The sequence below is a fragment of the Mesoflavibacter sp. genome, assembly GCF_964226795.1.
Lineage (GTDB): Bacteria > Bacteroidota > Bacteroidia > Flavobacteriales > Flavobacteriaceae > Mesoflavibacter > Mesoflavibacter zeaxanthinifaciens.
On the sequence record NZ_CAXQQP010000005.1, the window covers coordinates 12,525 to 35,671 of the forward strand.

23 protein-coding genes are annotated in these 23,147 nt (G+C 32.1%); 19 read left to right on the forward strand and 4 right to left on the reverse strand.

The genetic code is table 11. From position 1 onward, the window contains the following. Window positions 1-109: 109 nt before the first annotated feature. The 3 genes from ACEQT4_RS02415 (at window position 110) to ACEQT4_RS02425 (ending at window position 3,333) form a co-directional block, all read left to right on the forward strand. Window positions 110-1,663, forward strand: a complete 1,554-nt coding sequence (locus ACEQT4_RS02415; protein ID WP_027879688.1) for an aldehyde dehydrogenase family protein — start codon at window positions 110-112, stop codon at window positions 1,661-1,663. 190 nt (window positions 1,664-1,853) lie between these two features. Beyond that, window positions 1,854-2,768 carry an OmpA family protein gene (locus ACEQT4_RS02420; protein ID WP_370225840.1) on the forward strand — a complete coding sequence of 305 codons (915 nt, stop codon included), beginning with the start codon at window positions 1,854-1,856 and terminating at the stop codon, window positions 2,766-2,768. Window positions 2,769-2,781: 13 nt separating this feature from the next. Then, window positions 2,782-3,333 (forward strand): hypothetical protein, encoded by a 552-nt coding sequence (locus ACEQT4_RS02425; RefSeq protein WP_370225841.1) that lies wholly within the window; start codon window positions 2,782-2,784, stop codon window positions 3,331-3,333. A 198-nt stretch (window positions 3,334-3,531) separates the two neighbouring features. Here the strand turns inward: ACEQT4_RS02425 and ACEQT4_RS02430 are convergent, their stop codons facing one another. The 3 genes from ACEQT4_RS02430 to ACEQT4_RS02440 all read right to left on the reverse strand — a co-directional run bounded on the left by ACEQT4_RS02430 (window position 3,532) and on the right by ACEQT4_RS02440 (window position 6,391). Further along, window positions 3,532-4,662 carry an ATP-binding protein gene (locus ACEQT4_RS02430; protein WP_106677070.1) on the reverse strand — a complete coding sequence of 377 codons (1,131 nt, stop codon included), beginning with the start codon at window positions 4,660-4,662 and terminating at the stop codon, window positions 3,532-3,534. A 40-nt stretch (window positions 4,663-4,702) separates the two neighbouring features. Next, window positions 4,703-5,455, reverse strand: coding sequence for an SDR family NAD(P)-dependent oxidoreductase (locus tag ACEQT4_RS02435; RefSeq protein WP_370225843.1), 753 nt, complete (start codon window positions 5,453-5,455; stop codon window positions 4,703-4,705). Window positions 5,456-5,524: 69 nt separating this feature from the next. Further along, complete coding sequence (locus ACEQT4_RS02440) at window positions 5,525-6,391, reverse strand: aldo/keto reductase family oxidoreductase (RefSeq protein WP_370225844.1); 867 nt, start codon at window positions 6,389-6,391, stop codon at window positions 5,525-5,527. A gap of 168 nt (window positions 6,392-6,559) precedes the next feature. On the opposite strand from ACEQT4_RS02440, the gene ACEQT4_RS02445 reads away from it, so the two are divergent. From ACEQT4_RS02445 to ACEQT4_RS02500, 12 genes are all read left to right on the forward strand, one after another. Beyond that, a complete protein-coding gene (locus ACEQT4_RS02445) occupies window positions 6,560-7,561 on the forward strand; it encodes a MoxR family ATPase (RefSeq protein WP_027879681.1) in 1,002 nt (333 codons plus the stop codon). A 113-nt stretch (window positions 7,562-7,674) separates the two neighbouring features. Beyond that, window positions 7,675-8,541, forward strand: coding sequence for a DUF58 domain-containing protein (locus tag ACEQT4_RS02450; RefSeq protein ID WP_370225845.1), 867 nt, complete (start codon window positions 7,675-7,677; stop codon window positions 8,539-8,541). A gap of 36 nt (window positions 8,542-8,577) precedes the next feature. Continuing rightward, window positions 8,578-10,239: a hypothetical protein gene (locus ACEQT4_RS02455; protein WP_370225846.1), complete on the forward strand. Its 1,662-nt coding sequence runs from the start codon at window positions 8,578-8,580 to the stop codon at window positions 10,237-10,239. Next, entirely contained in the window at window positions 10,239-11,243 is a 1,005-nt protein-coding gene (locus ACEQT4_RS02460; protein WP_027879678.1) for a VWA domain-containing protein, read from the forward strand. Before ACEQT4_RS02455 ends, ACEQT4_RS02460 begins: the two co-directional genes overlap by 1 nt. Window positions 11,244-11,277: 34 nt before the next feature. Then, entirely contained in the window at window positions 11,278-12,315 is a 1,038-nt protein-coding gene (locus tag ACEQT4_RS02465) for a VWA domain-containing protein (protein WP_106677082.1), read from the forward strand. Between the two features lie 77 nt (window positions 12,316-12,392). Beyond that, entirely contained in the window at window positions 12,393-13,235 is an 843-nt protein-coding gene (locus tag ACEQT4_RS02470) for a tetratricopeptide repeat protein (protein WP_370225848.1), read from the forward strand. 47 nt (window positions 13,236-13,282) lie between these two features. Then, window positions 13,283-15,067, forward strand: a complete 1,785-nt coding sequence (locus ACEQT4_RS02475; RefSeq protein WP_370225849.1) for a BatD family protein — start codon at window positions 13,283-13,285, stop codon at window positions 15,065-15,067. 12 nt (window positions 15,068-15,079) lie between these two features. Then, complete coding sequence (locus tag ACEQT4_RS02480; RefSeq protein ID WP_370225850.1) at window positions 15,080-15,838, forward strand: tetratricopeptide repeat protein; 759 nt, start codon at window positions 15,080-15,082, stop codon at window positions 15,836-15,838. A 57-nt stretch (window positions 15,839-15,895) separates the two neighbouring features. Continuing rightward, entirely contained in the window at window positions 15,896-16,186 is a 291-nt protein-coding gene (locus tag ACEQT4_RS02485) for a hypothetical protein (RefSeq protein WP_027879673.1), read from the forward strand. An 86-nt stretch (window positions 16,187-16,272) separates the two neighbouring features. Continuing rightward, the gene (locus tag ACEQT4_RS02490; RefSeq protein ID WP_370225852.1) at window positions 16,273-17,859 is read left to right on the forward strand and encodes a SulP family inorganic anion transporter; all 1,587 of its coding nucleotides are present in this window, start codon (window positions 16,273-16,275) and stop codon (window positions 17,857-17,859) included. A 23-nt stretch (window positions 17,860-17,882) separates the two neighbouring features. After that, window positions 17,883-18,512 carry a carbonic anhydrase family protein gene (locus ACEQT4_RS02495; RefSeq protein ID WP_027879671.1) on the forward strand — a complete coding sequence of 210 codons (630 nt, stop codon included), beginning with the start codon at window positions 17,883-17,885 and terminating at the stop codon, window positions 18,510-18,512. Window positions 18,513-18,519: 7 nt separating this feature from the next. After that, window positions 18,520-19,185, forward strand: a complete 666-nt coding sequence (locus ACEQT4_RS02500; protein WP_106677096.1) for a DUF2490 domain-containing protein — start codon at window positions 18,520-18,522, stop codon at window positions 19,183-19,185. 24 nt (window positions 19,186-19,209) lie between these two features. Here ACEQT4_RS02500 and ACEQT4_RS02505 read toward each other — a convergent pair whose 3' ends face one another. Next, entirely contained in the window at window positions 19,210-19,761 is a 552-nt protein-coding gene (locus ACEQT4_RS02505) for a CvpA family protein (RefSeq protein ID WP_027879669.1), read from the reverse strand. 52 nt (window positions 19,762-19,813) lie between these two features. Between ACEQT4_RS02505 and ACEQT4_RS02510 the strand changes: the two genes are divergently transcribed. From ACEQT4_RS02510 to ACEQT4_RS02525, 4 genes are all read left to right on the forward strand, one after another. Next, window positions 19,814-20,170: a hypothetical protein gene (locus ACEQT4_RS02510; protein ID WP_027879668.1), complete on the forward strand. Its 357-nt coding sequence runs from the start codon at window positions 19,814-19,816 to the stop codon at window positions 20,168-20,170. 165 nt (window positions 20,171-20,335) lie between these two features. After that, a complete protein-coding gene (pheS, locus tag ACEQT4_RS02515; protein ID WP_027879667.1) occupies window positions 20,336-21,355 on the forward strand; it encodes a phenylalanine--tRNA ligase subunit alpha in 1,020 nt (339 codons plus the stop codon). A gap of 146 nt (window positions 21,356-21,501) precedes the next feature. Beyond that, window positions 21,502-22,002 carry a GbsR/MarR family transcriptional regulator gene (locus tag ACEQT4_RS02520; RefSeq protein WP_370225854.1) on the forward strand — a complete coding sequence of 167 codons (501 nt, stop codon included), beginning with the start codon at window positions 21,502-21,504 and terminating at the stop codon, window positions 22,000-22,002. Window positions 22,003-22,006: 4 nt separating this feature from the next. Beyond that, window positions 22,007-23,146 carry an efflux RND transporter periplasmic adaptor subunit gene (locus ACEQT4_RS02525; protein ID WP_370225855.1) on the forward strand — a complete coding sequence of 380 codons (1,140 nt, stop codon included), beginning with the start codon at window positions 22,007-22,009 and terminating at the stop codon, window positions 23,144-23,146. Window position 23,147 lies beyond the last annotated feature (1 nt).

The window sequence follows — 23,147 nt, forward strand, 5'->3', positions numbered from 1 at the left end:
AAATTATAGCATTAAAATTAGCAATTTTTAAACGGTTTTTATGCTAAATAACCAATGAAATATTAGTATATTCGCTAAAAATTAAATAATTCGTAAAAAAGAAACATTTATGGAAGCAATTGCTACCGATTTCGGAATAAAAGAAGCTTTAAAACAATTAGGTATTAAAGACGTTAATGATGGTACTTCTACAGGCTCTGATAGCTTTGGAAGTGGTGAGTTAATTTCATCTTACTCTCCAACAGATGGACAATTAATTGGTAAAGTTTCTACTACAACAAGAGAAGACTACGATAAAGTTATAAAAACAGCTCAAGATGCCTTTTTAGAGTTTAGAGCAATGCCAGCACCACAAAGAGGTGAGATAGTAAGACAGTTTGGTAACCGTTTAAGAGAATTAAAAGAACCATTAGGTAAGCTAGTATCTTACGAAATGGGTAAATCTTTACAAGAAGGTTACGGAGAAGTACAAGAAATGATAGATATCTGCGATTTTGCAGTAGGTTTATCAAGACAGTTAAACGGGCAAACTATTCCTTCGGAAAGACCAGGACACGTCATGAGAGAGCAGTGGCACTCTTTAGGTATTGTTGGGATTATTTCAGCATTTAACTTTCCAGTTGCAGTTTGGTCTTGGAACACAGCTTTAGCATGGGTTTGTGGTGATGTTTGTGTTTGGAAAGCTTCAGAAAAAGCACCACTTTGTGCAGTAGCATGTCAAAATATAATTGCTGAGGTATTAAAAGAAAATAATTTACCTGAAGGTATTTCTTGTATTATAAACGGAGATTACAAAGTAGGAGAATTTATGACAACAGATCATAGAATTCCGTTAATCTCTGCAACAGGATCTACACGTATGGGACGTATTGTTGGTAAAACAGTAGCCGAGCGTTTTGGTAAATCTTTATTAGAATTAGGAGGAAACAACGCCATCATCATTACACCAACTGCAGATTTAAAAGTAGTTGTGCCTGGTGCAGTATTTGGTGCTGTTGGTACTTGCGGACAACGTTGTACAAGTACACGTCGTTTAATTATACACGAGTCTGTTTACGATAAAGTAAGAGACGCTATTGTTGGTGCCTACAAGCAATTAACTATTGGTAACCCATTAGACGAGAAAAACCACATTGGACCATTAATCGATAAAGACTCTGTAAACACGTATTTATCTGCTATAGAAAAAGCTAAAGCTGAAGGCGGAAATGTACTAGTTGAAGGTGGTGTTTTAGAAGGAGAAGGATACGAGTCTGGTTGTTATGTAAAACCAGCGATTATTGAAGCTGAAAATGATTTTGAAATTGTACAAACCGAAACTTTTGCGCCAATTTTATATTTAATGAAATATTCTGGCGATGTAGAAAATGCAATCGAAATGCAAAACGGAGTTGCGCAAGGATTATCTTCTGCAATCATGACTAACGAAATGAAAGAAGCAGAAAAATTCTTATCCTTTGCTGGAAGCGACTGCGGTATTGCCAACGTAAACATTGGTACTTCTGGAGCAGAAATTGGAGGTGCTTTTGGAGGCGAAAAAGAAACTGGTGGCGGACGTGAGTCTGGATCTGATGCTTGGAAGGTTTACATGCGTAGACAAACTAACACGGTAAACTACTCAGACCAGTTACCTTTAGCGCAAGGTATTAAGTTTGACTTATAATATTATTTCGCTTTCGCGGAAGTTAAGCCACATCAAAAAAGATGTGGCTTTTTTATTTTCATAAAATTTAACCTAAAATTTTAGTTTTTTATCGATTATTTGTGTTTAATTCAAATAATTAATAATCAAACAGTTAAAAAATCACGATTTTTTAATAACTTAATACTCATAATATTAAAAACTAACCATTATGAGTAAAAAATCTAGATACCTTCTTGGTATTTTACTTACCATCATAATCGGTACAGTCTTGTACTGGTTTTTTTGTTGTCAATATTGCACAGGTAATATTGAGAATAAACAAAAAGATGTGTCCGTAGCACCAAAAGTAACTATCAAACCAATTACACTTAATGATCCAGATGGAGATTTTAATTTAGAAATTAAAGACAATTTTAGTTTCAAATTTTCAGATTACCATTTTATTGAGCCAATTTCAACAGAATTAAATCAAGGTTTAGATCAAATAGCAACTTATTTAAATAATCATCCTGAAAAATCACTTGACGTTAAAGGTTTTTACAAGTCAGTAGAGATTAATAACTCGGCATTTCCTACCATTGGGTTAGCACGTGCTAACGTGATAAAAAATCTTATGGCTTCTAAAGGTGTAAATTTTAAAAATATAAATACATATGGTGTTTTAGATAACGATTTAAATCGAGAAAATGATACTATAAACGGAGGTATAAGTTTTGAAATTTCTGCATTTAAAGAAAGAAATTCTGATCAAGATGAAGCTTTAAAAGATTTAGCTAAAAGTATTAAAGCTAATCCGTTAATACTTCATTTTGAAACAGCTCAAACTAATATTGTTCTAACTAAAGAACAACGACAAAAAGTGGCAGATATGGTTGATTATGTATATAAAGTAGATGGTGCAAGTATTACGGTAACCGGACATACAGATAATCAAGGTAGCAGAGATACTAATATAAAAGTTGGACAAGAAAGAGCAGATTTTGCTAAAAACTATTTAATAGATAACGGTATTTCTTCAAGTAAAATATCGAGTACTTCTTTAGGTCCAGATCAACCTATTGCAGATAACACTACTGAAGAAGGTAGAGCAGAAAACAGACGAGTTGTAATAACCATTAACTAAAAAAAATAAAACCATGAGAATATTATTAATTAGCATACCGTGTTGGTTAATTCCTACTTTGGTAGGATTAATTTGCGCAATTTTAGGATACTTATTAGGTAAACTACTAAACAGAAGTAATGATAATAATGAAAATATTGATATTTATAAAAACCGAATTTCTAAATTAGAAACAGATTTAGCAGCTTGTATGTCAAGCAAAGATGTGTCTCATACTTCTGGATTAGCAAATACTATTGCTCCCAAAGCATCAGGTATTGAAGCTGTTGTTTTTAATGCAGATGCAGCTAAAGCAGCTTTAGGGAAAAAAATAAAAGAAAACGATTTAACTGTTGTTGAAGGTATTGGACCAAAAATAAAAGAATTGTTCCATAGCCATAACGTTATAACTTGGAAAGATCTAGCTAATTGTACGGTAGAAAAATGTCAAGAGATATTAAAATCTGGTGGAAAACGATTTGAAATACATAAGCCAGGTACTTGGCCAAAACAAGCAGAAATGGCTGCTAAAGGCGAATGGCAAAAACTTAAAGATTGGCAAGATCAACTTGATGGAGGTAAATAAGAAATAATAAAGATTTAAAAAGTAAAACCACTTTCTAATAGAAAGTGGTTTTTTTATGTAAACCCTAATTCAATGCCGAAACTTTATCGGGAGAACTAAGGTTTTTTAAAATGTTAATTAATACATTAAAACATTGTTTAATTAACTAATTTATAGACAGTTTTAAATTTATATATAACCAATTATCTAGATTAACCGTTAACTGTATTTAACCTTTCTTAAAATTCTAATAGCATCTTTATATTTTTGATACACTTTAGGATGCTTTTTTAAATATGGTTTTGCTTCATGAAGTTTATCTATTGCTTCATGAAATAAATTTAGATAACATATAAGATACGTTTCTGGTAGGTTATTTAGATCTCGTAATTCTACTTTATTTAAAGAAATTCCTTTTTTAAGTTTTTCTAAAACAGAATTATTAGTATTGTAAATGTGATGTAATACTTTTTTGTCATACTGTGGCGGATTGAAAACCAAGGTAGAATCTATATTATAATTTGCATTATCATTAAAACTAATAACAGTTTCTTCTAAAGGGTAATATTTATAATGATCTTGAATACCTAGCTTTACATAATCTAAAATTGAAAACGAATTTTCATCATATTTTATAGCAACTTCATCTAAAGTTGAATAAAACAATCGTACTTGCTCGTTAACCAGTTCTATATCAACTCTAGAGTAAAATGTTTCGTCTTTAACGGTCTTTTTAATACCTGACCAACACACAATAAAATATTCTTTAAAGACAATATATTTTGGATTGTAATCTTGTCTTTTTTGCATAAAATCTATAACTCCATCTAAAATATGCTGAATATTATTTTGGGCATGTTTCTCGATAGAAGCTACAATTTCTGAATTAACATCTTTAATCTCTATGTCAAAAACCTTAGGCATACTAATACTACCTTCTCTAAAAAACACAGAGCCACCATAGTATTTCCAGATGTTTTTTCTTAAAGATGTAATACCTGTACTTGGTCTAATAGTTACTAGACCAACTACTTTGTGATCTGGTAAATGCGGAAAAGGAATATTTTCATATTGTACAATTGGCGGATTGGTTAAATAGGCATTTATTAAATTCTGAATTTTAGAATCGTCAAAAAAATCTACACCAACTATTTTATTATCTTCGTCTTCTACGCCAATAACGATGTAAGAATTATTTTTTGGGTTAGAGTTTGAAAGTGCGCAGACGTGCTTTAAAAATTTAGCTTTTCCTTCCTTTTGACCAATATCAATTTTTCGTTTTTTGTCATAAAAACTGTTCTCATCATTATGAGCTAGTAAGTTTTTAATTAAAAGACGTTTATTGATCATATGTCTGATATTCCTGCGCATGCAGGAATCTTTTTAAAGGTTATTCCTTTTTCACAATAGTACTACTAGCTTGTGCTGTACAAAACATCAATACATCTGCAAGGTTAACATGTGCAGGACGTGATACAGCAAAATAAATAACTTCGGCAACATCATCTGCTTGTAAGGCTTTGTAACCGGTATAAACGGTATCTGCTTTGGCATCTCCTTTAAAGCGTACTTTAGAGAATTCGGTTTCTACCAACCCAGGATTTATGGCTGTAACTTTAATCCCAAAAGGGTTAAGGTCTATACGCATACCTTCGGTAATGGCGACAACTGCGTGTTTGCTTCCGCAGTAAACATTACCATTAGGATATACTTCTTTTCCTGCCGAAGAGCCAATGTTAATAATATGTCCGCTCTTACGCTCGGTCATATTAGGGATTATGGCTTTGCTAACGTAAAGTAAACCTTTAACGTTAATGTCCATCATTTTATCCCAATCGTCTAAATTTCCGTCTTGAATGGGATCTAAACCATGTGCATTTCCTGCATTATTAATTAAAATATCTATGGTTTTAAATGCTTCTGGTAAAGAATTTATAGCGTCAAAAACGGCAACTTTATCACTAACATCAAAATTAAGTGTATGTACGTTAGTTTGTTTTGATAAGGCTTTTTTAATAGTATCTAATCGCTCTTGACGTCTTCCGCAAAGTATAAGATTGATGCCATGTTTGGCAAATTGGTGTGCTGTAGCTCTTCCTATGCCGCTTGTTGCTCCTGTTATTAACGCAGTTTTTTGACTCATTTTTAGGTGTTGTTTTAAACACCTAAATATAAGGGTAATAAACTTCTGTGAAAACTTTTTTAAATTAAATTAAGGTACTTTATGACCTTGACAAGCTACTAATATTAAGAACCAATCTTCTAGATCTAAATTAATTTTAGTAGCAGCATAAGCATCTTTTAAACGTTGTTTTGTTGTAGTGCCAACTACAGGAATAATGTTTGAAGGATGTTTTAGTATCCAAGCTAATAATAATTGATCTTCGGTAGCATTATATTTATCTAATAAAGCACCTAATTGCTTGTGTATACGTCTTGTTTGCTCTGTATCTTCTTTAAACACATAGCCTAATGGTGACCAAGACATTGGTTGTATATTGTTTAGCATCATGTGGTCTAAGGTACCATCATGCATTGCTGTATGTTGCGTTAAAGAAAACTCTATTTGATTAACCTCCACACCAACGTATTTATTTAATAAGTCGGTTTGACTAGGTGTAAAATTAGAAACACCAAAAGACTTTATTTTACCTTCTTTTTTTAATGTTGATACTGCTTCAGCAACAACTTCTGGTTGTAATAATGGACTTGGTCTATGCAATAATAACAAATCTAAATAATCTGTTTTTAGATGTTTTAAGCTATTTTCGGCAGACCAAATAATGTATTCTTTTGTGTAATTATAGTGTTTTACTTTTAAGTCTGGTCTAGAGTTGCCAATATACTGTATACCGCATTTGCTTACTAACTCTATTTGACTTCTTTTAATACCACTTTCCGCGAAAGCGTTACCAAAATCTGCTTCTGTGCTGTAGTCTCCATATATATCAGCGTGATCAAATGTATGTATGTTATTTTCTAAACAATGATGCATCAAATCTATCATTTCTTGTTTAGACAGTTTTTTTCCCCATTGTCCCCATGTCATTGTCCCTGCTGTAATTTTAGAAAAATTCATACTATATACTTTAGTTTTTATATTTGTGCTAATAATGTAAAATTACTCTTAAAAGACTTATAAATTAAGAACTTTTAACCAATTCTTAACATCGGTAATTGAAAAAAAATTACAATTTGCAGAGCTTGAAATTATTAGAGTTTCAAATTCCTAAAAAACTAATTTATAATGGAAGATACTAGTACTGTTGATATTGCATCAATAAATGCAAAAATTGAAAAGGAAAGCGCATTTGTAGACTTACTTATGCTAGAGATGAATAAAGTAATTGTTGGACAAAAACACATGGTCGAGCGTTTACTAATTGGATTATTAGGACAAGGACATATTTTACTAGAAGGAGTACCTGGTCTAGCAAAAACATTGGCTATTAATACGTTGTCACAAGCAATAGATGCTAGTTTTAGCAGGATACAATTTACACCAGATTTATTACCAGCAGACGTTATTGGTACATTAATTTATAATATAAAGGAAAACGATTTTACTATTAAAAAAGGTCCAATCTTTGCCAATTTTGTTTTGGCTGATGAGATTAACCGTGCGCCAGCAAAAGTACAATCGGCTTTATTAGAAGCGATGCAAGAAAAGCAGGTAACTATTGGTGACGAGACTTTTAAATTAGATAAGCCATTTTTAGTAATGGCAACTCAAAACCCAGTAGAACAAGAAGGAACATATCCTTTGCCAGAAGCGCAAGTAGACCGTTTTATGCTAAAAACGATTATAGATTATCCAAAACAAGCCGAAGAGCAACTAATCATGCGTGCTAATTTAAAAGGAGCTTGGGATAAAGTAAATCCAGTAGTGACTACAGAGCAAATTATAAGAGCACAACAAGCGGTAAGAGAAGTGTATATGGATGAAAAGATTGAAAAATACATCCTAGATATCATCTTCGCTACACGTTATCCAGAACAATATAGACTAGACGATTTAAAACCATTAATCTCTTTTGGTGCGTCGCCACGTGGTAGTATTAACTTAGCTACTGCAGCAAAATGTTACGCATTTATCAAACGTCGTGGTTATGTAATTCCTGAAGATGTACGTGCTGTTGTACAAGATGTATTACGTCACCGTATCGGAATTACTTACGAAGCTGAAGCAGAAAATGTAACTGCAGAAGATATCGTAAACAAGATTGTAAACGAAATTGAAGTACCTTAATCAGTTGGCAGTATTTAGTCAACAGTCTTCAGTAAAGTTTAATTTACCGAATTCTTTTAACTAAATACTATTTAGCACTGCAAACTGCACACTGAACACTGCATACTGAAACAATGGATACTAAAGAAATACTAAAAAAAGTTCGAAAAATAGAGATTAAGACACGTCGTTTGTCTGATCATATTTTTGGAGGCGAATACCATTCGACTTTCAAAGGTCGTGGTATGACTTTTTCTGAAGTACGCCAATACCAATTTGGTGACGATGTAAGAAACATCGATTGGAATGTTACCGCACGTTATAATGAGCCTTATGTAAAAGTTTTTGAAGAAGAACGCGAGCTAACCATGATGCTTATGGTAGACGTTTCTGGATCTGAATTTTTTGGAACAGAACAACAATTTAAAAACGAAATTATAACCGAAATCGCTGCTACTTTAGCCTTTTCGGCAACTCAAAATAACGATAAAATAGGTCTGATTTTATTTTCAGATGACATTGAACTTTACATTCCACCAAAAAAAGGAAGATCTCATGTATTGCGTATTATTCGCGAGTTAATCGAGTTTCAACCTAAAAGCAAACAAACCAATATTGCCGAAGCTTTAAAGTTTTTACGCAACGTCATGAAAAAGAAAGCTATTGTTTTTATGATGAGCGATTTTATTGCAGAAGATTACAAGCAAACCCTAAAAATTGCAGCCGGAAAGCACGATATAACAGGAATTAGAATTTACGATAAACATGAAGAAAATATACCAAATTTAGGTATGGTAAATATGCAAGACGAAGAGTCTGGCGAGCTAATGTTGGTCAATACAAGTTCTAAAAAAGTAAGACAAGAATACGCAAAGTTTTATACACAAAAGGTTAGCTACTTTAAAGATAGTTTTGCAAAATCTGGCGCAGGTAGTTTGTCTTGCAGAACCGATGAGAGTTACGTAAAAAAACTATTAGGCTATTTTAAAACAAGAGGATAAATTATCAGGTTTAGCGTAGTCCAAACCTAATTTAGTATGAAGAAACAGTATTTAAAATATAATAAAGTAAAACTAAAAGGCTTTTGGTCTTTGGTCTTTTTTCTTTTCTCGTTTTTATCATTTGCACAAGTTACATCATCCATAGATTCTACTTCAATAAAAATTGGTGAACAAATTACCTATAAAATTGAAGTCGAAACCGATACAACAAACGCTGTTATTTTTCCTGAAGGGCAAACATTTATGCCTTTAGAAATGATAGAATCCTATCAGCCAGACACTACAAAATATGATGCTAAGTATAAACTGATTAAAAAGTACGGTTTAACACAGTTTGATTCTGGTAAATATGTTATCCCAAAGCAAAAAATAATCATTGGAGGAAAGACGTTTGCAACAGATAGTATGTTGGTTGAGGTTAACGATATAGTTGTAGATACAACCAAGCAAAAACTATACGATGTTAAACCAATGATAGACGTTAAAAAACCTTCTAGCAATTGGTGGTTATGGGTATTGTTAACTATTGCATTGGTTGCAACAATTGGCTTTTTAGTGTATTGGTTTGTATGGCGAAAAAAACCATTAACCGAAGAAGAAAAAATAGCACAATTACCACCTTACGATCGTGCAAAATTAGCCTTAAAGCAATTAGACGAAACCAAGTATTTAGAACGTGCCGAAATCAAAGAGTACTATTCTGAGCTAACCTTTATCATCAGAAAATATTTAGATGAAAAAGTTTACGACAAAGCTTTAGAAAGTACAACAGATCAATTAATAGATCGATTAAATATTTTACAAGAAGGTAATCAAATAGAGCTAAGCAAAGATGATATAAAAAATATTGAAGCTATTTTAAAACGTGCCGATTTGGTAAAATTTGCAAAATCTGCTCCAGATATCGAGCTTGCTAAATTAGATAGGCAAACGGTAGATACAGAAATAGATCAAGTAAAAGACGCTTTACCAGAACCAAGCGAAGAAGAATTACTTAAAAACGAAGAATACCAAAAGCTAAAAGCTAAAAAAGAAAAGCAAAAAAAAATCTGGATTACAGCAGCAATTGCATTTATGCTTTTAATAGGTACTGTTGGTGTTTTTAGTTATAAATACGGTATTAATTACGTTATAGATACGGTAACAGGTAAAGACACTAAGCAATTATTAGAAGGTAATTGGGTAACTAGTCAGTATGGTTTTCCGCCAATGACAATTTCTACTCCAGAAGTATTAAAAAGAGAAGATGTTGAGGTAGAACAAAGTATAGCACGACCAATTACAAAAACAGCATTTAGTTACGTTCTAGAAAATGAGTTTTATGTAACCGTTTCTACCACAACAATAGAGGTTAATCCGCAAGCAGAAAACAAACCATCTGCAGAACAAAATATCCAAAAAGCAATAGAAGATAATTTTAAAGCGCTAGAAGACAACGGAGCAAGAAACATCTTGCCTGTTAACGATAAGTTTGTAACACCTAATGGTGTTGAAGGCTTAAAAACATCAGGAACATTAGAGTTTCCTGTTGATGAAGCTAAAGAGAAATACGTATCAGGTCAGTTTGAATTATTAAGTTTTGCTAGTGAAAACGTCATGCAACAAGTTATGATATATTATCTAAAAGATGATGTCTATTTAGACCAAGTTGTAGAGCGTGTTTTAGCTTCAGTAGAATTAAAATCTAAAGAAGAATAATGTTACAAGGTATCACTTTTGAAAATAAAATATTTTTCTGGTTGCTGTTAGCATTACCACTAGCTATACTTTGGTATGTATTAAAACATAAACGTCAAACAGCTGAGCTTAAAATTTCAAGTTTAAAAGGATTTAAAACCAAACAATCTTGGTTGCCAAAATTAAAACATGCATTATTTGCATTACGATTAATTGCATTAGCCTTATTAATTACCGCGTTAGCACGACCACGAACTTCAGAAACTAAAAGCAAAACTAAAACCACACGAGGTATCGATATTGTTATGGCAATAGATGTATCAGCTAGTATGTTGGCTAAAGATTTGCGTCCAAACCGTTTAGAAGCTTTAAAAGATGTAGCGTCAGAATTTATTAAAGGCAGACCAAACGACCGTATAGGATTGGTCGAATATGCTGGAGAAAGTTACACCAAAACACCAATTACTAGCGATAAAGCTATTGTGTTACGTAGCTTAGACGAAATTAAATATAATACAATTATAGAAGGTGGTACAGCAATTGGTATGGGATTAGCCACTTCGGTTAACCGTTTAAAAGATAGTAAAGCAAAAAGCAAAGTCATTATTTTACTAACCGATGGAGTTAATAATTCTGGAGCAATAAACCCAACTATTGCTAGTGAGTTAGCTGTTGAGTTTGGTATTAAAGTCTACACCATTGGATTAGGTACAAATGGTATGGCATTGTCTCCTGTCGCAATTTTACCAAACGGAAGATTTCAATACGATCGTGTACAAGTAGAAATTGATGAAGAACTACTAAAAAGTATAGCAACTGCAACTGGCGGGAAATATTTTAGAGCAACCAACAACCAAAAGTTAGCAGAGATTTACGACGAAATTAATAAACTAGAAAAAACAGAAATAGACGAGATAAAATTCACAACCTACCAAGAACATTTTAGACCATTTGTTATTGCAGCAATGGTATTGTTGTTGTTAGAATATCTAATGAGAATTACAGTCTTTAGAAGTTTTGTTTAAAAGAAATTCCGCGAAAGCGAAAAAATAAAAATTTATGTTTCAACTAGAAGAAAAAATATGGTTTTGGGCACTACTTATCATTCCGGTGATAGTTGTTTTCTTTTTGTTGCTACTGCTTTGGAAAAAGCAAACCCAAAAAAAGTTTGCAGACAAAGCACTTTTAAAGCGATTAAGTCCAAATCAGTCGGTATTTAAATCTGTACTAAAAATAATCGTGTTAAGCTTAGCATTTGCAAGTTTAGCAATAGCATTGGTAAACCCTAAAATTGGAACAAAGTTAGAAACCGTAAAGCGCGAAGGTGTAGATATTGTCTTTGCAATTGACGTGTCAAAAAGTATGTTGGCAGAAGATATTAAGCCAAACCGATTAGAAAAATCAAAGCAATTAGTATCTCAAATCATTAATAACTTAGGTAGCGACCGTGTTGGAATTATTGCTTACGCAGGAAAAGCGTTTCCGCAGTTACCAATAACTACAGATTATTCGGCAGCAAAACTGTTCTTACAAAACATGAATACAGATATGCTGTCGTCACAAGGAACAGCTATCAATGAAGCTATTTTACTTGCAAAAACGTATTATGACGATGATGAACAGACTAATCGCGTATTAGTCATTATTTCTGATGGAGAAGATCATAGTGAAGCTGCAGTGCAGGTTGCAGAACAAGCTAGCCAAGAAGGTATAAAAATCTTTACCATTGGTGTTGGAGAAGCAAAAGGAGGACCAATTCCCTTAAAACGAAACGGAATCGTTACTGGATACAAAAAAGACAGTCAAGGCGAAACTGTAATTACTCGTTTAGATGAAACCACGTTAAAAAATATAGCAGCACAAGCCAACGGACAATACATACAAGGAAGAACAACAGATAAGGTGGTAAACCAAATGAAAGACATTTTAAACAAAATGGACAAAACCGAATTTGAAGCCAAACAAATTGCCGATTTTAAAGACCAATTTCAGTGGTTTTTAGGCTTAGCAATTTTGCTGTTTTTTATAGATATTTTCCTTTTAGAACGTAAAACAGCTTGGCTAAAAAAATTAAATCTTTTTAATGAGAATTTATAAAACCCTTAACAGCAACAATTAGAGGTCTTTAGTATATTTACAAGTTGTTTTTTGATAAAAGCAGGCAGTATAAAAAAATGAAAAAAACATTAAGCTACATATTATTTTTCTTCACAATTGCACTTATAGCGCAAGATAAAAATGAAGAAAAAGCATTGCAAAAGCAGACTAATAAAGCATTATCTTATGTTGCAGAAGCTAATGATTATGCTAAAAGTGACGATTTTGTAAATGCAGAAATGGAGTACCGTAAAGCATTATCTACAAAACCAAGCCAGTCAGTTGGAGCTTATAATTTAGCTTATCAATATTACCAAAAAGGAAGCTTAGACGAAGCACTATACCGTAACCAACAAGCAGCAAAAAATGCAACTGATAAAGTTGAAAAACACAGAGCATTTCATAACATTGGTAACATTTTAATGAAAAAAGAAAAATGTAAAGAAGCGGTAGAAGCTTATAAAAACGCACTACGTAACAACCCAAAAGATGACGAGACGCGCTATAATTTAGGTTTAGCTAAAGATTGTGCAAAAAACCAGCAAGACGACGAGCCTCAAGAAGACGATAAAGACGGAGAAAATAACCGTGATAAAGACGAAAACCAAAACGAGGACCAAAAAGAAAATAACGAAAAACAACAAGAAGACCAAGATCAAAAAGATCAGAAAGATCAAGGCGACCAAGATAAAAAAGAAGGCGATCAAGACCAAGATGGTAATCCTAAAGATAATAAAGATCAAGATCAAAAAGAAGGCGATCAAGATAACAAGCAACAACAACCACAACAAGGACAATTATCGCCTCAGCAAATTAAAAATTTGCTAGAAGCTATGAATAATCAAGAACAAAAGGTACAAGAAAAAATAAATGCTCAAAAGGTAAAAGGAGCAAAAGTACAAACCGATAAAGATTGGTAAAAAATTATAAATTTGAAGCTTAATATTCAGAATTAAACCAATTAAAAGTGAAATTAATTAAACACATATTCATTTTATTACTTGCTATTGCACCAATATTTGCTTTAGCGCAAGATGAAGATGCAATAACGTTTCAAGCAAAAGTAAGTAAGAAAAAACTTGGCTTAAACGAACGTCTACGTGTCGATTTTGAGATGAATAAAGATGGAGATAATTTTAAATCTCCAAACTTTGATGGCTTTACCGTAGTAGGCGGACCAAATCAATCTGTAAGTCACTCTTGGTTTAATGGTAAACGTAATTTTTCAAAAACGTATAGTTACTTTTTAGCTCCAAAGCAAATGGGTACATTTACTATTAATCAAGCAACTATAGAGATTGATGGTATAACTTATAAAACATCTCCAATTACAATAAAAGTAACAAAACCAATAGAAGTACCAGAAGATCCTAATGATCCAGATTATATCTTAAAAGAAAGTATTCATTTGGTAACAGAAGTATCAAAAACTAACCCATATTTAAACGAGCCTATAACCGTTGTCTACAAACTTTATGTGGCACCAAAAGCGGGTATTAGCAACTTTAGAGAGATTGAAAGTCCAAAATTTAATGGGTTTTGGAGTCAAAATATAAATATAAAAGGATTAAAAGCACAAGAAGGAACTTATGATGGTGAAGAATATAGATACGTTATATTAAGAAAAACTGTACTATTTCCTCAAAAAACTGGAAAGTTACAAATAGAGCCACTTAGTTTAGACTTAACCATAGATGTTCCAACTAACAAAAGAGATCTTTTTGGAAGAAGAATTACAAATCAAGCACATAGAACTATTACAGCAAACCCAAGGTCTATAAATGTTAAAGATTTACCTTTAGAAGGAAGACCAGACAATTTTACTGGAGCTGTTGGAGACTTTGATTTTAATGTGTCAGTATCTAAAACAGATTTAAATGCAACCGAAGCTTTAGATGCAAAAATAGAAGTTTCAGGTAACGGAAACCTTAAACTTTTTGAACTACCAAAATTTAAGGCACCAAGTGCATTAGAAGTTTATGAGCCAGAACACGAAGAAAATATTAGAACCAACTTATCAGGAATGCAAGGTAAAATTTCTGATAATTATACAATAGTACCTCAGTTTAAAGGTAAATTTCCAATACCACCTGTTACATTTTCGTATTTTGACTTAAAAACAGAAACATACAAAGAATTGTCTTCTGAAGAAATTGTTATTAATGTTTTAGAAGGTCCAGCTTATGCAGATGCCGATAATAATTTACCTACTAATACCTCAGGAAAACAACCAGTAGTTTTAAATGAAAATCAATTTGCATTTATAAAAACTAAATCTAATTTTTCATCTATAAAAGAAGAAGATTTTTTCAATACAACAGCATTTTGGACAGGATTATTAGCGCCACTATTAGCAATACCTTTAGCATTAGTATATAGAAGAAAACGAGAAGAACGTAATGCAGATGTTGTTGGTAATAGGTTAAGAAAGGCAGACCGATTAGCTAAAAAATACTTAAGCGAAGCTAAAAAAGCACTAGGTAATAAAGAAGCATTTTATATAGCATTAGAAAAAGCGTTACATAACTATTTAAAAGGACGTTTAAATATTGAAACTACAGATTTGAGTAAAGAAAAAATTAAAGAATTATTGCATAGCCGAAATGTAGAGCAAAGCGTAATTTTAGATTTTGAAACGCTTTTAAAACATTGCGAATTGGCAAGATATACACCAATGACTCAAGTAGCAATGGAGCAAGATTACAATAATGCAGCTACAACAATTAGCATTATAGATAAACAACTAAAATAAAGTAGTTAGAAGATGAAAAAATTACTTTACATATTAGTCTTTGCACTTTCAGCTATAAGTTTAGCTCAAAATAATGAATTATTTGATCAAGCGAACGCATTATATAATGAAGGTAAATTTAGTGATGCAGTAAATAAATATGAAGCTATTATAAAAAATGGGAAACATTCTGCAGAGCTATATTACAACTTGGGGAATGCACATTATAAACTAAATAACATTGCACCTAGTATTTATTATTACGAAAAAGCGCTACAGTTAAAACCTAACGACAAAGAGATACTAAATAACATTGCTTATGCAAAAAATATGACTATTGATGATATAGAAGCAGTGCCAAAATTAGGATTGTCAAGATTCTTCAATAAAGCAATTAACGCTTTAACTTATGATAATTGGGCAACACTGTCTATCATTTTCGTGGTAGCTTTTGTATTGTTGTTTATTACTTACTTTTTCACATTTAGTACTTCAAAAAAACGATTAGCTTTTGTTTCTGGATTAGGAAGTTTATTAATAGGTTTAATTTGTTTGTCTTTTGCCTTTAAAAAGCAAAACTTAGATAAGAATAATAATCCAGCTATAGTTTTTGCAAAAGAAACAGAAGTAAAATCTGAACCTAACATGGGTAGCACAGAAGCTTTTGTACTTCATGAAGGTACCAAAGTTCAAGTTTTAGATACTATTAATAATTGGAAAAAAATAAAACTTGCAGATGGAAAAACAGGTTGGATAATATCTGGAGACATAAAATTACTAAATACTTTTTAGTATATTTAGCTTTAACAAAAACTAAAAAGCTATATTTGTTTCTTACCTTATCAGACTATGTCTAAACAATTAGTATCTATATTTTTTTCAATTTTATTTTTTGGGCTAATTACTGCACCATCAATTATTATTGCTATAGATGCAGATGTAGATGTTTCTATTTTGTACAGTGTCTCTGAAGAGGAAGAAGAAAACAAAAGCATAAAACTAGTAGTAACAGAACAAAAAGAAACTACAGAAAGTATTTATAAAAAAATTGCTTATCAAAAGTTAGACTATTTGTTTAAATCTTACACAAAACCAGCACTTAATTTAATATCTCCACCTCCAGAATTTTTCATATTATAATTTTGTTTATATGAGACTGTAAAGTCTTCTCTTTTATTAACTTTTAAAGTTACCTTGGTAAAAAGGTAACAATCAAACTTTATAATATGTTTAAATATATTAAAAACGATTTACCGGCAAGTATAGTCGTGTTTTTTGTAGCATTACCTTTATGTTTAGGTATTGCTTTAGCTAGTGGTGCACCATTATTTTCTGGACTAATAGCAGGGATTATAGGTGGTATTGTAGTAGGATCATTAAGTGGTTCTAAAATTGGTGTAAGTGGTCCAGCAGCAGGTCTGGCAGCAATTGTATTAACTGCTATTGGTACTTTAGGTGGTTACGAAAACTTCCTAGTAGCAGTTGTTTTAGGAGGTATTATCCAATTAATTTTTGGATTATTAAGATTAGGAATCATTGGTTACTACTTTCCTTCTTCAGTAATTAAGGGAATGTTAACGGGTATTGGTATTATCATTATTTTAAAACAAATCCCTCACTTTTTTGGATACGATCCTGATCCAGAAGGTGATTTTGCTTTCTTTCAAGTAGATGGTGAAAATACATTTTCTGAAATTTTAAATTCGATTAATCATATTACACCAGGATCATTATTAATTGGTGTTATCGGTTTAGGAATTTTATTATTATGGAGTAATGTGTTATCCAAAAAAGGTAAAATATTTCAATTAATACAAGGTCCATTAGTAGCAGTTGTTGTTGGTATTATCTTTTATGTGTTAACTAAAGATAGTTCAAGTATGGCAATTCAAAGTTCGCATTTAGTTAGTGTACCTGTTCCAGAAGATTTTTCGTCATTTTTAGGGCAATTTAGTTTTCCTAATTTTTCAGTAATAACTAATCCAGAAATATGGGTTGTAGCCTTTACAATTGCATTAGTTGCAAGTTTAGAAACACTTTTATGTGTTGAAGCAACAGATAAATTAGATCCTTATAAAAATGTAACACCTACTAATAGAGAGTTATTAGCACAAGGTACCGGAAATATCCTTTCTGGTATGATTGGAGGATTACCTATTACGCAAGTAATTGTTCGTAGTTCGGCAAATATCCAATCTGGAGGACGCAGTAAAATGTCGGCAATAATTCATGGTTTCTTTTTATTAATTTCTGTAATATTAATACCTAAGCTATTAAATATGATACCTTTGTCTGTGTTAGCAGCAATCTTATTAATAGTAGGTTATAAACTTGCAAAACCAGCTTTATTTAAAACAATGTACAATTTAGGTTGGAAACAATTTTTACCATTTATTGTTACCGTTACAGGTATTGTATTTACAGATTTACTAAAAGGAATTGGTTTAGGTTTAGCAGTTGGTATTGTAGTAATACTAATAAAAAGTTACCAAAACTCACACTTTTTACATAAAGAAGGAGAAGATGTAGACGATGGTAAAATTAAAATGACACTTGCAGAAGAAGTAACCTTCTTTAATAAAGGAGCAATTTTAAAAGAATTAGATCGTTTACCAGAAGATTCTTACTTAGAATTAGACGTAAGAAAAACACGCTATTTAGATAATGATATTATAGAGATTTTAGAAGACTTTTCAATTAAAGCAAAAGAACGAAATATCAATATCAAGTTAATTTCAGAAAGAGGAACGATAGAAAACCCAGAAAGTTTTATAGAGTTTTTTAAATTAAAACCTAAAACACAATTAAACTAACAAACAACACAATAGAAGATACTATGAAAGCACATACTAAAGAAACACAAGCTACAATGACTCCAGAAAAGTCATTACAGTTTTTAAAAGAAGGGAATCAAAGATTTCAGCAAAACTTAAAAGCAAATCGTAATTTATTAGAGCAAGTTAATGATACAAGCGAAGGACAATTTCCGTTCGCAACAATATTAAGTTGTATAGATTCTCGTGTATCTGCCGAGCTTGTTTTTGATCAAGGATTAGGAGATATTTTTAGCGTACGTATTGCAGGTAACTTTGTAAACGAAGATATCTTAGGAAGCATGGAGTTTGCTTGCAAATTAGCAGGAACAAAACTAATTGTAGTATTAGGACATACAAGTTGCGGCGCTGTAAAAGGTGCATGTGATCATGCCGAAATGGGTAACCTAACCAAGTTAATCCAGAAAATAACACCAGCTGTAAATGCAGTTTCAGAGCCAAAGGATGAGAGTTTAAGAAACTCTAAAAACTTAGAATTTGTAGATGAAGTATCAAAGAAAAACGTAGAACTTACAATAGATCGCATCCATGCAGAAAGTCCAATACTTTCTGAAATGGAAAAAAATGGCGAGATTAAAATTATAGGCGCTATGTACGATATTAATACTGGAGACGTACAGTTTTACGAATAAGATTAACATGAAAAAGAACACATTTGCAGCATTACTAGTTTTAGTAATGCTGCCTTTTTTAGGGATAAGTCAAAATAGCGAATTAGGTAATTGGTTAATCGTTTTTGGTAACAAACAATTAAATAGTAAATGGAATTTACATGCCGAAGTCCAATACCGTAATTACGATGCTATAGGCGATCTAGAGCAACTACTGTTAAGAACAGGAATAGGATATAATCTAACCGAAAATAATAACAACCTACTATTAGGTTACGGATATATCAAATCTGAAAATTACGTAGGTCAAACAGACAATAAAATTAATGTAAACGAACATAGAATTTTTCAGCAGTTTATAACAAAACAGCACCAAAACAGATTAAACATAACACATCGTTATAGGTTTGAACAACGTTTTGTAGAAGACGATTTTAAAATGCGATTAAGATACTTTCTATCTCTAAATTATCCATTAAATCATAAAAATTTAGAAGACAAAACATGGTATTTATCAAGTTATAACGAGCTGTTTATTAATACCGAAAATGATTTGTTTGATCGTAACAGGATATATTTTGGTACAGGATATAAACTAAATAAAGCTATAAAATTTGAGCTAGGTTGGATGAATCAAATATTCAGTTCAGGATCCAGAGACCAAATAAACATGATAGCCTTTATTAACTTTTAAATTACAATAAGAAGGTAATGGTACTTAAGCTTGCACGTCGTTAGTCTCTTCAGCAGGATCTATAATATCATTATCTTCTTCTAAAGTTTCATCTCCAGACTTAATAATACTAGGAAAAATCATTGGTGCCAAACCCTTAACAGGTTTGTAAAGTAAAGAATCTTCAATATTCTCTTCATCAACAAACGTAATTGTGTTATTCATTTTATCAAAAACAATAAGTAACACACTTAAAATCAATCCAATTTTTAAAGCACCAAAAACAGCACCTAAAAGTTTGTTTAAAATACCTAAAGAGGCAAAATCTGCTAATTTGGTAAGCGCTTTACCAGCCAAACTAATTAGTAAAATAATAACAACAAAAGTTATAGCAAAAGCAGTAATATTAATAGTTTTCTCGTCCCATTCGGTCTTATTCTCTAAAAAATTAGCTACAAAATAACTAAAATGTATAGCACCGTAAACACCACCAACAAGAGCAATAATAGAAGCTAATTCAACAAAAAGACCTTTAAACAATCCGCGTATTAAACCAAACAAAATTAACGCACCTAAAACAATATCTATAACCGCCATAAAGTTTACAATTTCAACAAATATAAACTAACTTTGCAACTTTAATAAAATTATGTCTAGAGACGAACAATTAAAACAACGCTGGGAAGAGATAGTAACCAAATTGTCTAATCAATTTGCAGATGGAGACACCTTAGATTTAGACGCAATAATCTACTTAATTGGTGTGCAAGAGTTGGGACAATTACATCGCAGATTTAAAAAAGATCACAAATTAGATTTAATGCACATAGCCATATGCAAACTATTAGAGCCTTACGGCTATTATGAGTTTGATTTTGTTGATGAAGATGGTTGGCCACACTATAAAATAAAAGAGCAATTACCAACATTAAAAGCAGGAGAGCAGTCTATTTTAATGAAAGAAGCTATAGTAAACTACTTTTTAGAAACCAACTATATACAATAATTATTACAGCGTTACCCTATCGGGTCAGGCTCTCGCAAGTCGCAATCAAAGATGTGCTCCAACAATTGCTCCATCCTTAACGCGCCAATCCGCCAACAAAAAGCTTACACTAAGTAATGTGTAAACCATAAAAAATAGTAAATTTGCCCTTTATTTTATGATGTCATGATAGATAAGATTAAAGAACTTATAGCCGAAGCAGAAGCGTTTAAAGCGCAAACCAAAGAAGAGGTAGAAGCATACCGTATTAAACTTTTAGGACAAAAAGGATTAGTAAAACAATACTTTGCCGAGTTTAAAAACGTAGCTAACGACCAAAAGAAAGAGTTTGGACAAGCCATAAACAAACTAAAACAAACGGCTCAAGACAAAGTAAACCAGCTAAAAGAAGAGCTAGATAATAATGCTCCAGAAACAAGCATATCTGGTGATTTATCAAGACCAGGCGAACCATTAATTATTGGTTCTCGTCATCCAATTTCAATAGTAAAAAATCAAATAATAGATATCTTTTCTAATATCGGTTTTAACGTTAGTGAAGGACCAGAAATAGAAGACGATTGGCATAACTTTACAGCATTAAACCTACCAGAATATCATCCAGCAAGAGATATGCAGGACACGTTTTTTGTGCAAACTAATCCAGATATTTTATTACGTACACATACCAGTTCTGTACAGGTACGTTACATGGAAAATAATCAACCACCAATACGTACAATATCACCAGGTAGAGTATATCGTAACGAAGCTATTTCTGCACGTTCGCATTGTTTTTTTCATCAGGTAGAAGGATTATACATAGATAAAGATGTAAGTTTTGCTGATTTAAAACAAACGCTTCAATATTTTACAACCGAGTTGTTTGGAAAGTCTAAAATAAGACTTCGTCCATCTTACTTCCCGTTTACAGAGCCTAGCGCAGAAATTGATGTATATTGGGGATTAGAAACCGAAACCGATTACAAAATAACCAAAGGAACAGGTTGGTTAGAAATTGGTGGTTGTGGTATGGTAGATCCAAATGTATTATCCAATTGTAAAATAGATCCAGAAGAATACTCTGGTTTTGCATTTGGAGTTGGTATAGACCGTATAGCAATGTTATTACATCAAATAGGAGATATTAGATTATTAAGCGAAAACGATGTACGATTCTTAGAGCAATTCAAATCGGCTTTATAATAAATTAACAACGAATTATAGTTAAAGGCTAATATGTTAAGAAATTTACATATTAGCCTTTTTTATTTAACAACAAATTAACTTCGTTTAGTTCGGTTTGTTCCGAACCTAATGTATTTTTGCAGCATAATTTTTTAGAATAATTTATGACTAAAGATATATGTAGCAAAAAAATGGCACTGGTTGAAAAACTTGGTGTGCATTTAGAAAGTAGAGAAAACCTAGCACCTGTTGCTGCACGCATTATGGCGTACGTAATTTTAACAGGTAAGCGCGGCACTACGTTTGATGAAATGGTTACTGTACTTCAAGCAAGTAAAAGCACTATTTCTACGCATTTAAACCACTTACAAGATTTAAAGAAACTAGAATACTTCACCAAAACTGGTGACCGTAAAAAGTATTTCATCATTAATAAAGATTCTGTTTTACATCATATTAATGAAATGATAAAAGAATGGGAAGAAGTTGCTACGCTTCACAAAGAAATGAAAGCATACAAAGAAGCCATTAACGTACATATTACAGATGAAGAAGAAAAATTCGATTTAACCTTTCATAACGATTATTTGCGATTTGTAGAAGATGCTTCGGCTTCAATAGAAAACTTAAAAGAAAACCTAATTAAAAATAAATTCAACCTTTAAAATAATGACAACAAATAAATTAATTTCAATATTAACCATAGCTAGTGTATTTCTAGTCGTGGTTAGCTGTGGTAATAAAGACAATGCACAAGCAGCTGAAGCGCAACAACAGCAAGCCTTACCATTTCCGGTAACGCAAATTCAAACCCAAACGGTAGAAGGCTATAACGAATATCCTGTAAATATAGAAGGTATTGTAAACAGTGATGTGCGTGCAAAAACTTCAGGATATATTCAAAAAGTACTAGTAGACGAAGGTGCTAGAGTACGCAAAGGTCAACCACTTTTTAGATTAGAAACGCAATCGTTAAGTCAAGATGCAGAAGCGGCAAAAGCACAAGTTAATGTAGCTCAAGTTGAGGTTGATAAGTTAAAACCTTTAGTAGAAAAAAATATTATTAGTCCTGTACAATTAGAAACTGCAAAAGCCAATTTAGCACAAGCCAAAGCAGCTTACAGTAGTATTGCTGCCAATATTGGTTATGCAACGGTAAAAAGTCCGGTTGATGGTTACGTAGGTTCTATTAATTTTAGAGAAGGTGCTTTAGTAAGCGCTGCTGATGCAACACCATTAACGACGGTTAGTGATATTAGTCAAGTGTATGCGTTTTTTACTTTAAACGAAGCGCAATACATAGACCATTTAAAACGAATGAAGGGTAAAACCAAAGCAGAACGTATTAAAAATTCGCCAGACGTAAGTTTAGTATTGGCAAATGGCGATATATATTCAGAAAAAGGTCGAATTCAAACCAGTACTGGTCAAATTAGTGAAACAACTGGTACCATTAAAGTAAGAGCGGCTTTTGATAATCCAAATGAACTTTTAACAAACGGAAACAGTGGTAAAATACGTATTCCATCAACTTACGAAAATGCGGTAGTTGTACCACAATCGTCAACCTTTGAACAGCAAGGTAAAGTAATGATTTACACCTTGGGCGAAGACAATAAAGTAAGCAGTAAAATTATTGAAATTGAAGCTAAAGTAGATAATCTTTACGTGGTAAAATCGGGTATAGATGCTAGTACAAAAATTGTAGCTTCTGGTGTTTCAAAATTACGCGATGGTATGCCAATTGCACCACAAGAAATTCCGTTTAACGAAGCCACAAAAAAAGTAGCTACGTTATTTAAAAACTAAA